The following is a 14,542-nucleotide window of genomic DNA, read 5'->3' on the forward strand; positions in this document are numbered from 1 at the left end:
TCCGGAAAAGCCGGAAAAAGGCAGGGGTCCGCCTTCCGCGCCGAAACGCGGAAGGCGGACCCCTTGGGTACTGCTAAGTCGTGCGCGATCGCCGACCCTGCCCAATCAGGCCGGGGTGACGTTCTCCGCCTGCGGGCCCTTCGGGCCCTGCGTGACGTCGAAGTTCACGACCTGGTTCTCCTCGAGGGAGCGGAAGCCAGACGCGTTGATCGCGGAGTAGTGGACGAAGACATCCGGGCCGCCGCCGTCCTGGGCGATGAAGCCAAAGCCCTTTTCAGCGTTGAACCACTTGACGGTTCCGGTAGCCATAAGCCCTCCTTGGGCCAAAGGGTTGCCCTGCTCCAGAACCTGCAAAGAAGCCTGAAAACTACAAAAGCCTGCGGGTCACATGCTCCGCAGGCTCTGTACTGCAAGGGAAACCAAACTGCAACTTGCGTCGAGCGTAGCACGCGTTCTCCGCGGATGGGTAGAGGTGAAGATCACTCCCTTGTGAGGTCGCCCGGATGTTTGAACGCGGGGATACGGGGTCGGGGCGGTGCGGAGCGTCCACCCCGTGAGACGCCCCTGGCAGGGCGGGGTCTAGCCTCGCGATGTGGACACTTCTCGGCGGACCCGGCCGCGCGTCGGGCACATCCAGTTCCTGAACTGCCTGCCCCTCTACTGGGGGCTCGCACGCACCGGCACGCTGCTCGACCTGGAGCTGACCAAGGACACCCCGGAGCGGCTCAGCGAGCAGCTCGTCGACGGCGCCCTCGACATCGGCCCGATCACCCTGGTGGAGTACCTGCGCCACGCCGACCGGCTGGTCGCCTTCCCCGACCTGGCCGTCGGGTGCGACGGGCCCGTCATGTCCTGCGTGATCGTCTCCCAGCTGCCCCTGGAGCGGCTGGACGGGGCGCGGGTCGCGCTCGGCTCCACCTCCCGCACCTCGGTGCGCCTCGCGCAGCTCCTGCTCGCCGAGCGGTACGGGGTCGCCCCCGACTACTACACCTGCCCGCCCGACCTGGGCCTGATGATGCAGGAGGCGGAGGCGGCCGTCCTGATCGGCGACGCCGCGCTGCGCGCCTCCCTGCACGACGCGCCGCGCCTCGGCCTCCAGGTCCACGACCTGGGGCTGATGTGGAAGGAGTGGACCGGCCTGCCGTTCGTCTTCGCGGTGTGGGCCGTGCGGCGCGACTACCTGGAGCGGGAGCCCGACGGGGTGCGGAAGGTCCACGAGGCGTTCCTCGCGTCGCGCGACCTGTCGCTGGAGGAGGTCGCCAAGGTCGCGGAGCAGGCCGCCCGCTGGGAGGCGTTCGACGCGGAACTGCTGGAACGGTACTTCACCACCCTCGACTTCCGCTTCGGCGCCGAGCAGCTCGCCGGCGTACGGGAGTTCGCCCGCAGGACCGGCCCGACCACCGGGTTCCCCGCCGACGTGCGGGTCGACCTGCTCGGCGGCGCGGGGGGCTGAGTCACGGGGACGGGACGGGGGCGAGCATGTGCTCGCTGATCCACTGGATCGAGCCGTCCCCCATGCCCTTCACGTACGTCCGCGCGTTGTGGCCGCCGTCCTGGATGACCTCCAGGCGGGTCTTCACCGGGCCCTTGCCGTAGTTCCTGATGAAGGACCGCAGGTTCTGCAGGCCGGTTTCCCTCGTCCCGATCTGGAAGGCCAGGTACACGTCCTCGCCGGGCGAGGAGGGCCGGGTCGACAGGGCCTCGGCCAGTTTCTCCGGGTCGTTGGCGGCTTTCTCCGCGTCGTGCCCCGCCCACAGCGGCGAGTCCGGCACGGTGTCCGGACCCGAAGCGATCACCGCCTTGAACTTGTCCGGGTGTTTCAGCACCGACTTCAGGCCGACGAACGCGCCCGACGACGAGCCCATGAACGCCCAGCCGTCGCGCGAGGCGAACGTACGGAAATTCGCCCTGACGAAATCGGGAACGTCCTCCGTCATCCAGGTGCCCATCTTCTCCCGCCCCGGGATGTCGCTGCCGTCGTAGTAGTACGCGTCGTCCGGGTTGAGCACCGGCATCACGACGACGAACGGCAGGCTCTTTCCCTCCCTCGACCACCTGCTGATGCTGCTCTGCAACTTCAGGTCGGTGCCCATCCAGTAATTCCGCGGATAGCCGTTGCCCCCGGGCAGGGCGATCAGGACCGGGAAGCCGCTGTTCGCGTACCGGGGCTCGAAGTACTGCGGGGGCGCCCAGACCCACACCTTGCCCGTGAAGCCGGACTTCCGGCCCTCCAGGGTGGTGACGCCGATCTTCGTCCCGTCGTCGACGGTGTTCTCGGTCGTGAACTCCGCCTTCGGGCCGGTCGGCATGAGCGTCCTCGCGGCGGCCCCGCCGCCCCCGGGGCCCCCGGGGTGCCGTCCCCCGGCCCCGTCCCGGGCCCGGTCCTGGCCGCCCGGCGCGGCGGGGGCGGGGCCGGACGCCTCCGGCGGCGGCGTGTCGAACGAGACCGGTTCGCCCGAGCAGCCCGAGACCAGGGCGAGGGTACCGAGGACGGCGGCGGCCACGAGGGACGTGAGCGGACGTTTCACGGGAAGCACTCCGGTTGCGGTGGGGCGGGTTCGTCGGCGGGCCCGCGGCGGGGGCGGGGCGTTCTGCGGGCCGCGGTCAGGTAGAGGGCGCTGCCGGCGGGCCGGTTGGCCCCGCGGCGCGGGCAATCCCCGTGATCCCGCCCACCGGGGCCTCTACGCTGCTGTCCGGCACGTCGTACGGGCACGGGAGCGGGGGGAGCGGGGCGGATGCATCCGCTGGAGGCGGGCGAACCACGGGCGATCGGCCCGTACCGGCTGCTCGGCAGGCTCGGGTCGGGCGGCATGGGCCGCGTCTACCTGGCCCGCAGCGAGGGCGGGCGCACCGTGGCCGTGAAGGTCGTGCACCCGCACTTCGCGCTGGACGGGGAGTTCCGCGCCCGGTTCCGCCGGGAGGTCGAGTCCGCCCGGCGCGTCGGCGCCCGCTGGACCGCGCCCGTCCTGGACGCCGACCCGGACGCGCCGGTGCCGTGGGTCGCCACCGGGTACGTCGCCGGGCCGTCCCTCAGCCAGGCCGTCACCGCCCACGGGCCGCTGCCCGAGCGGTCCGTACGGGTACTGGGCGCCGGACTGGGCGAGGCCCTCGCCGCCGTCCACGCGCTCGGGCTGGTCCACCGGGACGTGAAGCCGTCGAACGTGCTGCTCGCCCTCGACGGGCCGCGGCTGATCGACTTCGGCATCGCCCGCGCCACCGCCGCCAGCGCGTCGCTCACCTCCACCGGGGTGTCCGTCGGCTCGCCCGGCTACATGTCGCCCGAGCAGATCGTCGGCAAGGCGGGCGGGAGCGGGGTGACCGGGGCGTCGGACGTCTTCTCGCTGGGCGCGGTCCTCGCGTACGCGGCGACCGGCACCGCGCCGTTCTCCGGCGACTCGTCGGCGGCGCTCCTGTACAAGGTCGTCTACGAGGAGCCCGAGCTGGACCCGTCGCTGACCGGTCCGCTGCGGGACCTCGTCACCGCGTGCCTCGCCAAGGACCCGGGCGCCCGGCCCGCCCCCGCCGACCTGGCCGCCGCGCTCGTGCCGGGCGGCGCGGCCGGGGCGGCGGGAGGGGCGACGACCGGGGCGGCGGCGGGCGGGTGGCTGCCGGCCGCGGTGGTCGAGGAGGTCAGCCGGGCGGCGGTACGGCTGCTGGACCTGGAGCCTGCGGGGGCGGACGCCGGGGCCTCGGGACCGGTGCCGTTCAGCAGCCCGGCGGTCGCGCCCGGCCCCGGCCCCCTGCCGCACGAGGCGCCCCGGCCCGCGGTGCCCTCCGGTTCCGGCCCGGGGGGCCGGCCGCCCGCCGCGGGCCCGGGGAGCGCCGGGGATCGCGGAACCGCCGCGAACGCACGGGGGACCGCGGACCCTTGGGGCACCGTGGACCCCCGAGCCACCGCGGGCCCTTGGGTCACAGAGGACCCCCGGGCCACCGCGGACCCCCGGGCCACCGTGGATCCTTGGGCCACCGCGGGCCCCTGGGACGCCGCAGGCCCAGGGGCCGTGGACCCGCGGGGTGTCGCGCACCTGCCCACCGCGGACGCCGTCCCGCCGCCCCGGAGGCCACCCCTCTCGGTCTCCGCGACCGTCGCCTCGGAGCCCGCCGGGCCCCGGGGCGGGCGGAGGCTCAGCTGCACCCTCGCCCTCGCCGTCGCGGGCGCCCTCGCCGGGGTGACCGTCGGCGCGGCCGTCCTGTTCGACCTGTTGCCGGGCGGCGCGAACGACACCGCCCACCGGCCGCCCACCTCCGACAGCGGCACGTCCGCCCCGGCCGCCACCGCCCCGGCGGGCGCCGCCGTGCCGAAGGCGTTCGTCGGCACGTGGAAGGGGCGCGTCACGGCCGACGCCGGAGCCCTCGGGGAGATCCCGGCGGGCACGTTCACCGTGGCCCTCAAGGGCGGCAGGGCCGGGCAGGAGGTCGGCACGGTCACCCAGCACGACATCCTCGGCAACCTCGTCTGCGAGGACACCCTGGTCCTGCGCACCGCCACCGCCGACACCCTCGTCACCGACGGCTCGGCGAGCGACGCGTCCACCGGCGTGTGCACCGGGGGGACCCACACCGTGACCCTGCGCCTGAAGGGCGGGAAGCTCCACTACGCCTCCGACGACGCCCGCGCCGGGCGCCCGCGCGCCACCCTGGACCGCGCGGAATAGCCGTCAGGGCCCTGGCGTACGCTGGTCCGGTCCGTCCGCAAGCTGGCGAAAGGTACGCACCCGGTGACCGAGAAGGCCGACCTCCAGTCCGTTCTCGACCGCGCCGCCGCCGGTGGGCGGATCACCCCGGAAGAGGCGCTCGACCTCTACCGCTCCGCGCCCCTGCACGCGCTCGGCGCCGCCGCCGACGCCGCCCGGCGCCGCCGCTACGCCAGTACGGAGCACATCGCGACGTACATCATCGAGCGCAACATCAACTACACCAACGTCTGCGTCACGGCCTGCAAGTTCTGCGCCTTCTACGCCCCGCCGAAGGACACCGCCAAGGGCTGGACCCGCGACCTCGACGACATCCTGCGCCGCTGCGCCGAGACGGTCGAGCTGGGCGGCACGCAGATCATGTTCCAGGGCGGCCACCACCCCGACTTCGGCGTGGAGTACTACGAGGAGCACTTCGCCGCCATCAAGGAGGCATTCCCGCAGCTCGTCATCCACTCCCTGGGCGCCTCCGAGGTCGAGCACATGGCGCGGATCTCCGGCGTGACCGCGGAGGAGGCCATCCGCCGCATCCACGCCGCCGGCCTCGACTCGTTCGCCGGCGCGGGCGCCGAACTGCTGCCGGAGCGACCGCGCAAGGCGATCGCCCCGCTCAAGGAGTCCGGCGAGCGCTGGCTGGAGATCATGGAGATCGCCCACAACCTGGGCGTCGAGTCGACGTCCACGATGCTGATGGGCACCGGCGAGACGAACGCCGAGCGCATCGAGCACCTGCGGATGATCCGCGACGTCCAGGACCGGACGGGCGGCTTCCGCGCGTTCATCCCGTACACGTACCAGCCGGAGAACAACCACCTGAAGGGCCGGACGCAGGCCACGCTCTTCGAGTACCTGCGCATGATCGCCATCGCGCGGCTGTTCCTCGACAACGTCGCCCACATCCAGGGATCCTGGCTCACCACGGGCAAGGAGGTCGGCCAGCTCTCGCTGCACTACGGCGCCGACGACCTCGGCTCGATCATGCTGGAGGAGAACGTCGTCTCCTCCGCCGGCGCCAAGCACCGCTCCAACCGGCTGGAGATCATCGACCTCATCCGGAAGGCGGACCGCGTCCCGGCGCAGCGCACGACGACGTACGAGCACATCGTCGTCCACGACGACCCGGCGAACGATCCGGTCGACGACCGCGTCGTCTCGCACATCTCGTCCACGGCCATCGAGGGCGGCACGGCGCACCCCGAGCTGAAGCTGCTGAGCGCCAACTGAGCGGACCGGCGTGCTGACCCTTCACGTGGCCGCCGCCACCGGCGGGGCCGTGCTGGTCGAGGGGGCGCGGATCGCCGCCCTCGGGCCGTACGAGGAACTGGCCGCCGCCCACCCGGCCGCCCGGCTGCGGCGCTGGCCCGGCGTCCTCACCCCGGGGCTGCTCAACCCCCACGGCCCCGAACTGCTGGAGCGGACCTACCACCCCGACCCCCGCGAGGCCGGCGAGCTGGGCACCGGGCCGATCAGCGACCCGGCCGTACTGGCCTCCCTCGGCATGACCGAGGCCCGCTGGGGCGCCAGCGCGCGGCGCGGCGCGCAGCGCCTGCTCGCCCACGGCACGGTCGCCGTGGCCGGCGAGCCGCGCGTGCGCGCGGTGGCGGACGCGGTGCGGCGCCTGGGGCTCGACGTGCTCCCCCGCTCGGGGCCGCCGGAGGGCGTGCCGTCCCTGGACCCGTTCGCTCCGGGAAGCGGCCCGCCGACGTGGATGCCCGGCCTGCGGGCGGGCGGGCCCGCCCGGTTCGCCGTCTTCGACGTGCGGGACGCGGCCGAACTGCCCGAGCGGGGCGCCGCCGCGTGCGTGGCGACCGTCCTCGGCGGACGACTCGTCCACCGGGCGGTGTGACCGTGCGCGGTGGGCGGCCCGTCCACGGGATGGTGGGACCGTCCTCCGCGGGCGGCCCGTCCACCAGGGGGTGTGACCGTGCGCGGGCGGGGCGGAAGCCGCCTGCTTGAATGGGCCCGTGACCCGAGCAACGCTGGACAAGCAGCCGCACGAAGTCGCCTCGATGTTCGACCACGTCGCGGCGAACTACGACCTCACCAACGACGTGCTCTCCCTCTTCCAGGACCGGCGATGGCGCAAGGAGGTGGCGCGGGCCGTCGACGCCCGGCCCGGCCAGCGGGTCCTCGACCTCGCGGCGGGCACCGGCACGTCCTCGATGCCGTTCGTGGAGGACGGCGCGTACGTCGTGCCGTGCGACTTCTCCCTCGGCATGCTGCGCGAGGGCAAGAAGCGCAACCCGTGGTTGCCGCTGACCGCCGGCGACGCGATGCGGCTGCCGTTCCGCGACGGCGCCTTCGACGCGGTGACCATCTCCTTCGGGCTGCGCAACGTCCACGACACGGGGACGGCGCTGCGCGAGCTGTACCGGGTGACCAGGCCGGGCGGACGCGTCGTGATCTGCGAGTTCTCGCACGCGACGTGGGCGCCGTTCCGGAAGGTGTACGAGGAGTACCTGATGCGGGCCCTGCCGCCGGTCGCCCGTGCCGTGTCGTCCAACCCGGACGCGTACGTGTACCTCGCCGAGTCCATCCGGAGCTGGCCCGGGCAGCGGGAGTTGGCGGGGCTGCTCCAGGATGCCGGCTGGTCGAAGGTGGCCTGGCGGAACCTGTCCGGCGGGATCGTGGCACTGCACCGGGGCACCAAGCCGCCGGCCGCGTAAGGGATCCGCCGGCGCGCGCCCCACCGGGAGGTCAGGGGCCCGGCCCGGTCCCCGGCACCCGGAGCGGCCCACGGCGTCGCCCTGCGGGCCTCCTCCCCCGAGGGGGCCCGCTTCCGTGTGCACGGTGGCCGGGAGCGGCCGGCGACCGCCACCGCGCCCGCCGGCCGCCGCGCGGGAGCGCGACCGGTCCGGGGCCCGCGGGCCTTCGGTGCCGCGCTCCCCGCACGGGCGCTCAACGAAGCGGAACGGGCGCCCCCTGGAGCTCCAGGCCGAAGCAGTGGCCCAGTTCGCCGTCCCGGCCGGGGATCGGCCGGGTGTCCCGGAGCTCCATGCCCAGGCGGCGGGTGACCGCCACGGACCGCTCGTTGCGCGCGTTCACCACGGCGACGACGCGCTCGACACCCGCCTCCCGCACGCGCGACAGCGTCTCGCGGGCGGCGGCCGTCGCGTACCCCCTGCCCCACGCCGCGCGGGCCAGGCGCCAGCCGATCTCGATCTCGCCCACGGGCCCCCACGGGTGCGGCCACGGCTGGGCGCCGGTGAAGCCGATGACCTCGCCCGCCCCGTCCAGCAGCGTCCACAGGCAGAAGCCGCGCTCGGCGTCGTGGCGCCGCTGCCGGGCGGTGAACTCGTGGTACACGGACAGCTCGGCGGACCGGCCGCCGTGGAACTCCATCACCTCGGGATGGTCGAAGACGCGGTGCCACGCGTACGCGTCCTCCTCCGTCGGCACGCGCAGGCGGAAGGCCGGCCCTCCGGCGGGCCGGGCGGCGGCGTCGAGCAGCTCGGTCATCGAGGGTGCCCTTCGGGTCGGGGAACGGCGGGTCCCCATAGACTGCCCACGTCCCGTGCTTTCGGCACGCCATTTCGAGCCCCGGGAGAACTCGCCGTGACCGAGACCCCCTCCGAACACACCGCAGATGTGATCGTCGTCGGGGCGGGCCCGGCGGGCTCCACCACCGCGTACCACCTCGCGAAGGCCGGCCTCGACGTCCTGCTGCTGGAGAAGACCGCCTTCCCGCGCGAGAAGGTGTGCGGCGACGGGCTCACCCCCCGTGCCACCAAGCAGCTCGTCGCGATGGGGATCGACATCTCCGAGGAGGCCGGCTGGCTGCGCAACAAGGGCCTGCGCATCATCGGCGGAGGCGTCCGCCTCCAGCTCGACTGGCCCGAGCTGGCCTCGTACCCGGACTACGGACTGGTCCGCAAGCGCGACGACTTCGACGAGCAGCTCGCCCGGCAGGCGCAGAAGGCCGGCGCCCGGCTGTACGAGCGGTGCAACGTCGGCGAGCCGGTCACCGACCCCCGTACCGGCCGGATCACGGGCGTCCACGCCAAGCTGGGCGAGGAGAAGGCGCCGGTCACGTTCCGCGCCCCGCTCGTGGTCGCCGCCGACGGCAACTCCAGCCGCCTGTCCCTCGCGATGGGGCTGCACCGGCGCGAGGACCGGCCGATGGGCGTCGCCGTCCGCACGTACTTCACGACCCCCCGCCACGAGGACGACTACCTGGAGTCCTGGCTGGAGCTGTGGGACCGCCGCGGCCCCGGCCCGGACCGCCTGCTGCCCGGCTACGGCTGGATCTTCGGCATGGGCGACGGCACGTCCAACGTCGGCCTGGGCATCCTCAACTCGTCCTCCGCCTTCCGCGAGCTGGACTGGCGGGAGGTCCTCAAGGCGTGGTGCGCGTCCATGCCGGAGGACTGGGGCTTCACGCCGGACAACATGACGACGCCGATCCGGGGCGCGGCCCTGCCGATGGCGTTCAACCGGCAGCCGCACTACACGCGCGGGCTGCTGCTCGTCGGCGACGCGGGCGGCCTGGTCAACCCGTTCAACGGCGAGGGCATCGCGTACGCCATGGAGTCCGGGCAGCTCGCCGCCGACGTGATCGTCCAGGCGCACGCCCGCTCGACGGACGCCCAGCGGGAACGCGCCCTGCACTCCTACCCCAGGGTCCTCAAGGACACCTACGGCGGCTACTACACGCTGGGCCGCGCCTTCGTGAAGCTGATCGGCAACCCGAAGGTCATGAAGATCGCCGCGCAGCGCGGTCTGACGCACCCGGTGCTGATGCGGTTCACGCTGAAGATGCTCGCCAACCTGACGGACCCGACCGGCGGCGACGCCATGGACCGCATCATCAACGGCCTGTCGAAGGTCGCCCCGAAGGCCTGATCGCTCCGTACGGGCATCGGTGGCGCCCATCGGCGGGACCGTCGAAGGCCGCCCCGAAGGCATGGTCACCCCAGTCGCGCGCCCGCCGTCCCGGAGGGCGGGAACGACCCGCGGCGGGCCGTGGGGGAGATCCCCACGGCCCGGGTGAAGTGGCGTCGTGGGTTCGCCGCCGTGCCCGGGCCGCTGCGCTCCCCGATCCGCTCGACGGGCGGGGCGGTGGATTCCAGCGGGCTCCGCGCCCGCGCGACGCGCTGCTGGACCACCGCACCGGGAGCTGATGGCGAAGGCCGTCGCGGACGGGCACGGCGGGGACGGCTACGGGCGGCTCGTCGAGGCGTTCCGCGGGGCCTGACCGCCCCGGACGTACGGCGAGGGCCGCCGCTCCCACCCCGAGCGGGGGAGCGACGGCCCTTCGGCGTGGTGCGGCGGCGTCAGAGGATGCGGACGGCGCCGGACGGCGGGTCCCAGTCCAGGGACTGCTGGACGACCCCGGTGCTGGGGTTCTGCGCGCCGACGTACATGCCGCCGCCGACGTAGATGGCGACGTGGTACGAGCCGCTGCGGCTGCCCCAGTAGAGGATGTCGCCCGGCTGGAGGTCGCCCAGCGAGACGGAGGTGCCCATGCTCGACTGGGAGCTGGAGACGCGCGGCAGGTCGATGTTGGCCTGGCGGTAGGCGGCCTGGACGAGGCCGGAGCAGTCCCAGGCGTTGGGGCCCGTGGCGCCCCTGACGTACGCGTCGCCGATCTGGGCGCGCGCGAAGGCGACGATGGCGGCGGCCGAACCGGTCGCCGTGGAGCTGGAGCTGGAGCTGGAGCCGGCGCTGGAGGAGCCGCTGTCGCCGACGGACGACGACGCGGACAGGGTGGTGGTGCGCTCGGCGGACCGGGAGGCGCGCTCCTGGGCCTCGGCGCGGGCCTTCTCCTCGGCCTCCTTGGCCTTGCGCTCGGCCTCGGCCTTGCGTTCCGCCTCGGCCTTGGCCTTCTTGGCGTCCTTCGCCGCCTTGGCGGCCGCCGCGTCCTCCTGCGCCCGCAGGTCCTGGGCGAGGGCGTCCTGCTCGGTCGACTCCGCGGAGGCGGCGACGGCGGTGGACAGCGCGCCCGACAGGTCCATGTTCGTGAGCGTGGGCATCTCGATGGTCTCGGTCACCGGCTCGGCCTGAGCCGGCGACGCGGCCACCGCGATGGTGCTGAGGACGCCACCGGCAACTCCGGCACGCAGCGCGAGCTTCGACGAGCTGCGGCGCGGCTTCCGGTGGCTGGGTATGTGAGCGGTGTGGGACATGAGACAACCGCTATCAGGGCTCGGCGGTTCCCTTCAAGAAACGTGTGTTGCGCCACAGTTGTGCCCGGAAGGGCCGAATCCGGTTCCTGGCGCCCTTTATTGACGCCGTAACGGACATTTCAGGCTCACGCGATCACGCCCGTGATCATGGGTTTTCCGCGAAACGTCCGAATTGCCGCCCGCCTACCACTGGTTGGCGAAGTTGGCCAACCCCGCTTTTCCATCCGCTCGCGACGAGTGGTGCAGGTCACATTCGCGTGCCCGGCGCTTGCGCTCCGCGCTCGTGAACGGGTGCACGCGTCCACTTCCGTCCCGCCGGGCCCCCGCACGGGTGGGGTGAGCTCCTTTATCACTCGGACGCGTCCATCACGAATTTGCGTGTACGTACCAGGATTTGATAGTGCAAGACCCCTCCGACCAGCGATTTCCGGCGTCGATGTCACATATCGTGGCTACTCGATCACCTCTGGTGCGAAGTTTGGCGTTCATCCGCGTTCATGATCGTTCGCCAGGTGGTGGAGATCACAAAGTCGTTGCCGTATCCCGTGTCGCAGATCACAGATCGACGGGCATAGGATGCGTTGCAGTCGGGCTTGTGAACTGCCTCACATGTAAGCGATCTTCCGGGGGTCCCCGATCACCCGGGGCTCCTTCGAGGCGGCGAGACGGATGCCCGGTGCGGTCCAACGGTCAAGGACGACTGGAAGGAGCGAGGAGCGTGAATGCGTACACGCCCATCCTCGTGCTCGGCGCCCTCGGGGCAGCTTTTGCGATCTTCTCCGTGGTCATGGCCACGCTCATCGGCCCGAGGAAGTACAACCGGGCGAAGCTCGAGGCGTACGAGTGCGGCATCGAGCCCACCCCGACGCCGGCCGGAGGTGGCCGCTTTCCGATCAAGTACTACCTGACGGCGATGCTCTTCATCGTCTTCGACATCGAGATCGTCTTCCTCTACCCCTGGGCGGTCACGTTCGACGCCCTGGGGCTTTTCGGGCTCGTGGAGATGCTCCTCTTCGTGCTCACGGTCTTCGTCGCCTACGCGTACGTGTGGCGGCGCGGCGGCCTGGAATGGGACTGAGGGGCTGAAGGGCACAGTCATGGGACTCGAAGAGAAGCTGCCGAGCGGATTTCTGCTGACGACGGTCGAACAGGCCGCGGGATGGGTGCGCAAGTCGTCCGTCTTCCCCGCGACCTTCGGCCTCGCCTGCTGCGCCATCGAGATGATGACGACCGGCGCCGGCCGGTACGACCTGGCGCGGTTCGGAATGGAGGTCTTCCGCGGCTCGCCGCGCCAGGCCGACCTGATGATCGTGGCCGGCCGGGTCAGCCAGAAGATGGCCCCGGTGCTGCGCCAGGTCTACGACCAGATGCCCGATCCGAAGTGGGTGATCTCCATGGGCGTCTGCGCCTCCTCCGGAGGCATGTTCAACAACTACGCGATCGTGCAGGGCGTCGACCACGTCGTACCGGTCGACATCTACCTGCCCGGCTGCCCGCCCCGCCCCGAGATGCTGCTGGACGCGATCCTCAAGCTCCACCAGAAGATCCGTACGTCCAAGCTCGGCGTCAACGCGCGCGAAGCGGCCCGCGAGGCGGAGGAGGCGGCGCTCAAGGCCCTCCCGACGATCGAGATGAAGGGGCTGCTCCGGTGACCGACCAGTCGAGCCAGCCGAACCCCGACAAGGAGCTCGGCGCGCAGAACCTCCCCGGCCGCCGCGGCGACCAGGGGGAGGAGATCCGCGTCCAGCGCGGCATGTTCGGCGCCGCGAACGGCGGGGACACCTCCGGCTACGGCGGCCTCGTCCGCTCCATCCGCCTCCCCGGCCAGGCCACCCGGCCGTACGGCGGGTACTTCGACGAGGTCGCCGACGAGCTGGAGGGCGCCCTGGAGGAACAGGGGCTCGTCCCCGAGAACGCCATCGAGAAGACGGTCGTCGACCGGGGCGAACTCACCTTCCACATCGCGCGCGAGCACCTCGTCCGCGTCGCCCGGACCCTGCGCGACGACCCGGCCCTGCGCTTCGAGCTGTGCCTGGGCGTCAGCGGCGTCCACTACCCGGGCGACAAGGGCCGCGAACTGCACGCGGTCTACCACCTGCGCTCGCTCACCCACGGGCGGCGACTGCGCCTGGAGGTCAGCGCGCCCGACAGCGACCCGCACGTCCCGTCGCTCGTCGCCGTCTACCCGACCAACGACTGGCACGAGCGCGAGACGTACGACTTCTTCGGGCTGATCTTCGACGACCACCCCGCCCTCACCCGGATCATGATGCCGGACGACTGGCAGGGCTTCCCGCAACGCAAGGACTACCCCCTCGGCGGGATCCCCGTCGAGTACAAGGGCGCCCAGATCCCGGCTCCGGACCAGCGGAGGTCGTACTCGTGACCACCCCCCCTTCCACCCCGCAGGCGGAGGCCCGCGAGACCACCGAGGGCACCGTCTACACCGTCACCGGCGGCGACTGGGACGAGGTCGTCCAGTCCGCGGCCAAGGCCGACGACGAGCGGATCGTCGTCAACATGGGTCCCCAGCACCCGTCCACGCACGGCGTGCTGCGGCTCATCCTGGAGATCGACGGCGAGACCGTCACCGAGGCCCGCTGCGGCATCGGCTACCTCCACACCGGCATCGAGAAGAACCTCGAGTACCGGACCTGGACGCAGGGCACCACCTTCGTCACGCGCATGGACTACCTGACGTCGTTCTTCAACGAGACGGCGTACTGCCTCGGCGTGGAGAAGCTGCTCGGCGTCGAGGACCAGGTCCCCGACCGGGCCACCGTCATCCGGGTCCTGCTCATGGAGCTCAACCGGCTCTCCTCGCACCTCGTGTGCATCGCCACCGGCGGCATGGAGCTCGGCGCCACCACGATCATGATCTACGGGTTCCGGGACCGGGAGATGATCCTGGACCTCTACGAGCTGATCACCGGCCTGCGCATGAACCACGCGTTCATCCGTCCCGGCGGCCTCGCCCAGGACCTGCCGCCCGGGGCCGTCGACCAGATCCGCGAGTTCGTCAGGACGATGCGGAAGAACCTGCCGGAGTACGACAAGCTCGCCACCGGCAACCCCATCTTCAAGGCCCGCATGCAGGACATCGGCTACCTGGACCTCGCCGGCTGCATGGCCCTCGGCGCCACCGGGCCCATCCTGCGCTCCGCGGGGCTCCCGCACGACCTGCGCCGGGCCGAGCCGTACTGCGGCTACGAGACGTACGAGTTCGACGTGCCGACCGCCGACACGTGCGACGCCTACGGCCGGTTCCTGATCCGGCTGGAGGAGATGCGGCAGTCGCTGCGCATCATCGAGCAGTGCCTCGACCGGCTCGCCCCCGGCCCGGTCATGGTCGCCGACAAGAAGATCGCCTGGCCCGCCCAGCTCGCCCTCGGACCCGACGGCCTCGGCAACTCCCTCGACCACATCAAGAAGATCATGGGCACCTCCATGGAGGCCCTGATCCACCACTTCAAGCTGGTCACCGAGGGCTTCCGGGTCCCCGCCGGACAGGCGTACGCCGCCGTCGAGTCCCCCAAGGGCGAGCTGGGCGCGCACGTCGTCTCCGACGGCGGCACCCGCCCCTACCGGGTCCACTTCCGCGACCCGTCCTTCACCAACCTCCAGGCCATGGCGGCGATGTGCGAAGGCGGCCAGGTCGCCGACGTCATCGTCGCCGTCGCGTCCATCGACCCCGTGATGGGAGGCGTCGACCGGTGACCGACG

The 14,542-nt window shown here is 72.3% G+C and carries 14 protein-coding genes; 10 read left to right on the forward strand and 4 right to left on the reverse strand.

What is annotated here, in order from left to right; genetic code table 11:
- Window positions 1-105 precede the first annotated feature (105 nt).
- Window positions 106-309, reverse strand: a complete 204-nt coding sequence (locus RND61_RS05980; RefSeq protein ID WP_003967102.1) for a cold-shock protein — start codon at window positions 307-309, stop codon at window positions 106-108.
- Between the two features lie 283 nt (window positions 310-592).
- Here RND61_RS05980 and RND61_RS05985 point away from each other — a divergent pair, with 283 nt between their 5' ends.
- Window positions 593-1,453 (forward strand): menaquinone biosynthetic enzyme MqnA/MqnD family protein, encoded by an 861-nt coding sequence (locus tag RND61_RS05985; RefSeq protein WP_315876717.1) that lies wholly within the window; start codon window positions 593-595, stop codon window positions 1,451-1,453.
- 1 nt (window position 1,454) lies between these two features.
- Here the strand turns inward: RND61_RS05985 and RND61_RS05990 are convergent, their stop codons facing one another.
- Window positions 1,455-2,528 (reverse strand): alpha/beta hydrolase, encoded by a 1,074-nt coding sequence (locus RND61_RS05990; RefSeq protein ID WP_315876718.1) that lies wholly within the window; start codon window positions 2,526-2,528, stop codon window positions 1,455-1,457.
- A gap of 207 nt (window positions 2,529-2,735) precedes the next feature.
- Here RND61_RS05990 and RND61_RS05995 point away from each other — a divergent pair, with 207 nt between their 5' ends.
- The 4 genes from RND61_RS05995 to RND61_RS06010 all read left to right on the forward strand — a co-directional run bounded on the left by RND61_RS05995 (window position 2,736) and on the right by RND61_RS06010 (window position 7,360).
- Window positions 2,736-4,655 (forward strand): serine/threonine-protein kinase, encoded by a 1,920-nt coding sequence (locus RND61_RS05995; RefSeq protein WP_315876719.1) that lies wholly within the window; start codon window positions 2,736-2,738, stop codon window positions 4,653-4,655.
- Window positions 4,656-4,718: 63 nt separating this feature from the next.
- Window positions 4,719-5,918: a cyclic dehypoxanthinyl futalosine synthase gene (gene mqnC, locus RND61_RS06000; RefSeq protein WP_315876720.1), complete on the forward strand. Its 1,200-nt coding sequence runs from the start codon at window positions 4,719-4,721 to the stop codon at window positions 5,916-5,918.
- A gap of 10 nt (window positions 5,919-5,928) precedes the next feature.
- Window positions 5,929-6,540: an imidazolonepropionase-like domain-containing protein gene (locus RND61_RS06005; protein ID WP_315876721.1), complete on the forward strand. Its 612-nt coding sequence runs from the start codon at window positions 5,929-5,931 to the stop codon at window positions 6,538-6,540.
- Between the two features lie 118 nt (window positions 6,541-6,658).
- Window positions 6,659-7,360 carry a demethylmenaquinone methyltransferase gene (locus RND61_RS06010; protein ID WP_315876722.1) on the forward strand — a complete coding sequence of 234 codons (702 nt, stop codon included), beginning with the start codon at window positions 6,659-6,661 and terminating at the stop codon, window positions 7,358-7,360.
- A gap of 232 nt (window positions 7,361-7,592) precedes the next feature.
- Here RND61_RS06010 and RND61_RS06015 read toward each other — a convergent pair whose 3' ends face one another.
- A complete protein-coding gene (locus RND61_RS06015) occupies window positions 7,593-8,153 on the reverse strand; it encodes a GNAT family N-acetyltransferase (RefSeq protein ID WP_315876723.1) in 561 nt (186 codons plus the stop codon).
- Window positions 8,154-8,249: 96 nt separating this feature from the next.
- On the opposite strand from RND61_RS06015, the gene RND61_RS06020 reads away from it, so the two are divergent.
- Window positions 8,250-9,536: a geranylgeranyl reductase family protein gene (locus RND61_RS06020; RefSeq protein WP_315876724.1), complete on the forward strand. Its 1,287-nt coding sequence runs from the start codon at window positions 8,250-8,252 to the stop codon at window positions 9,534-9,536.
- A gap of 431 nt (window positions 9,537-9,967) precedes the next feature.
- Here RND61_RS06020 and RND61_RS06025 read toward each other — a convergent pair whose 3' ends face one another.
- Entirely contained in the window at window positions 9,968-10,819 is an 852-nt protein-coding gene (locus RND61_RS06025) for a C40 family peptidase (protein WP_315876725.1), read from the reverse strand.
- Window positions 10,820-11,537: 718 nt separating this feature from the next.
- Between RND61_RS06025 and RND61_RS06030 the strand changes: the two genes are divergently transcribed.
- The 4 genes from RND61_RS06030 to RND61_RS06045 are packed head-to-tail and all read left to right on the forward strand — an operon-like array spanning window position 11,538 to window position 14,536.
- Entirely contained in the window at window positions 11,538-11,897 is a 360-nt protein-coding gene (locus tag RND61_RS06030) for an NADH-quinone oxidoreductase subunit A (protein WP_010470881.1), read from the forward strand.
- A gap of 19 nt (window positions 11,898-11,916) precedes the next feature.
- Window positions 11,917-12,471, forward strand: a complete 555-nt coding sequence (locus RND61_RS06035; RefSeq protein WP_315876726.1) for a NuoB/complex I 20 kDa subunit family protein — start codon at window positions 11,917-11,919, stop codon at window positions 12,469-12,471.
- A complete protein-coding gene (locus RND61_RS06040; RefSeq protein WP_315876727.1) occupies window positions 12,468-13,205 on the forward strand; it encodes an NADH-quinone oxidoreductase subunit C in 738 nt (245 codons plus the stop codon). Before RND61_RS06035 ends, RND61_RS06040 begins: the two co-directional genes overlap by 4 nt.
- Window positions 13,202-14,536, forward strand: a complete 1,335-nt coding sequence (locus RND61_RS06045) for an NADH-quinone oxidoreductase subunit D (protein WP_315876729.1) — start codon at window positions 13,202-13,204, stop codon at window positions 14,534-14,536. Before RND61_RS06040 ends, RND61_RS06045 begins: the two co-directional genes overlap by 4 nt.
- Window positions 14,537-14,542: the final 6 nt, after the last annotated feature.

Origin of the sequence: Streptomyces tamarix (assembly GCF_032423885.1) — a bacterium.
GTDB lineage: Bacteria > Actinomycetota > Actinomycetes > Streptomycetales > Streptomycetaceae > Streptomyces > Streptomyces tamarix.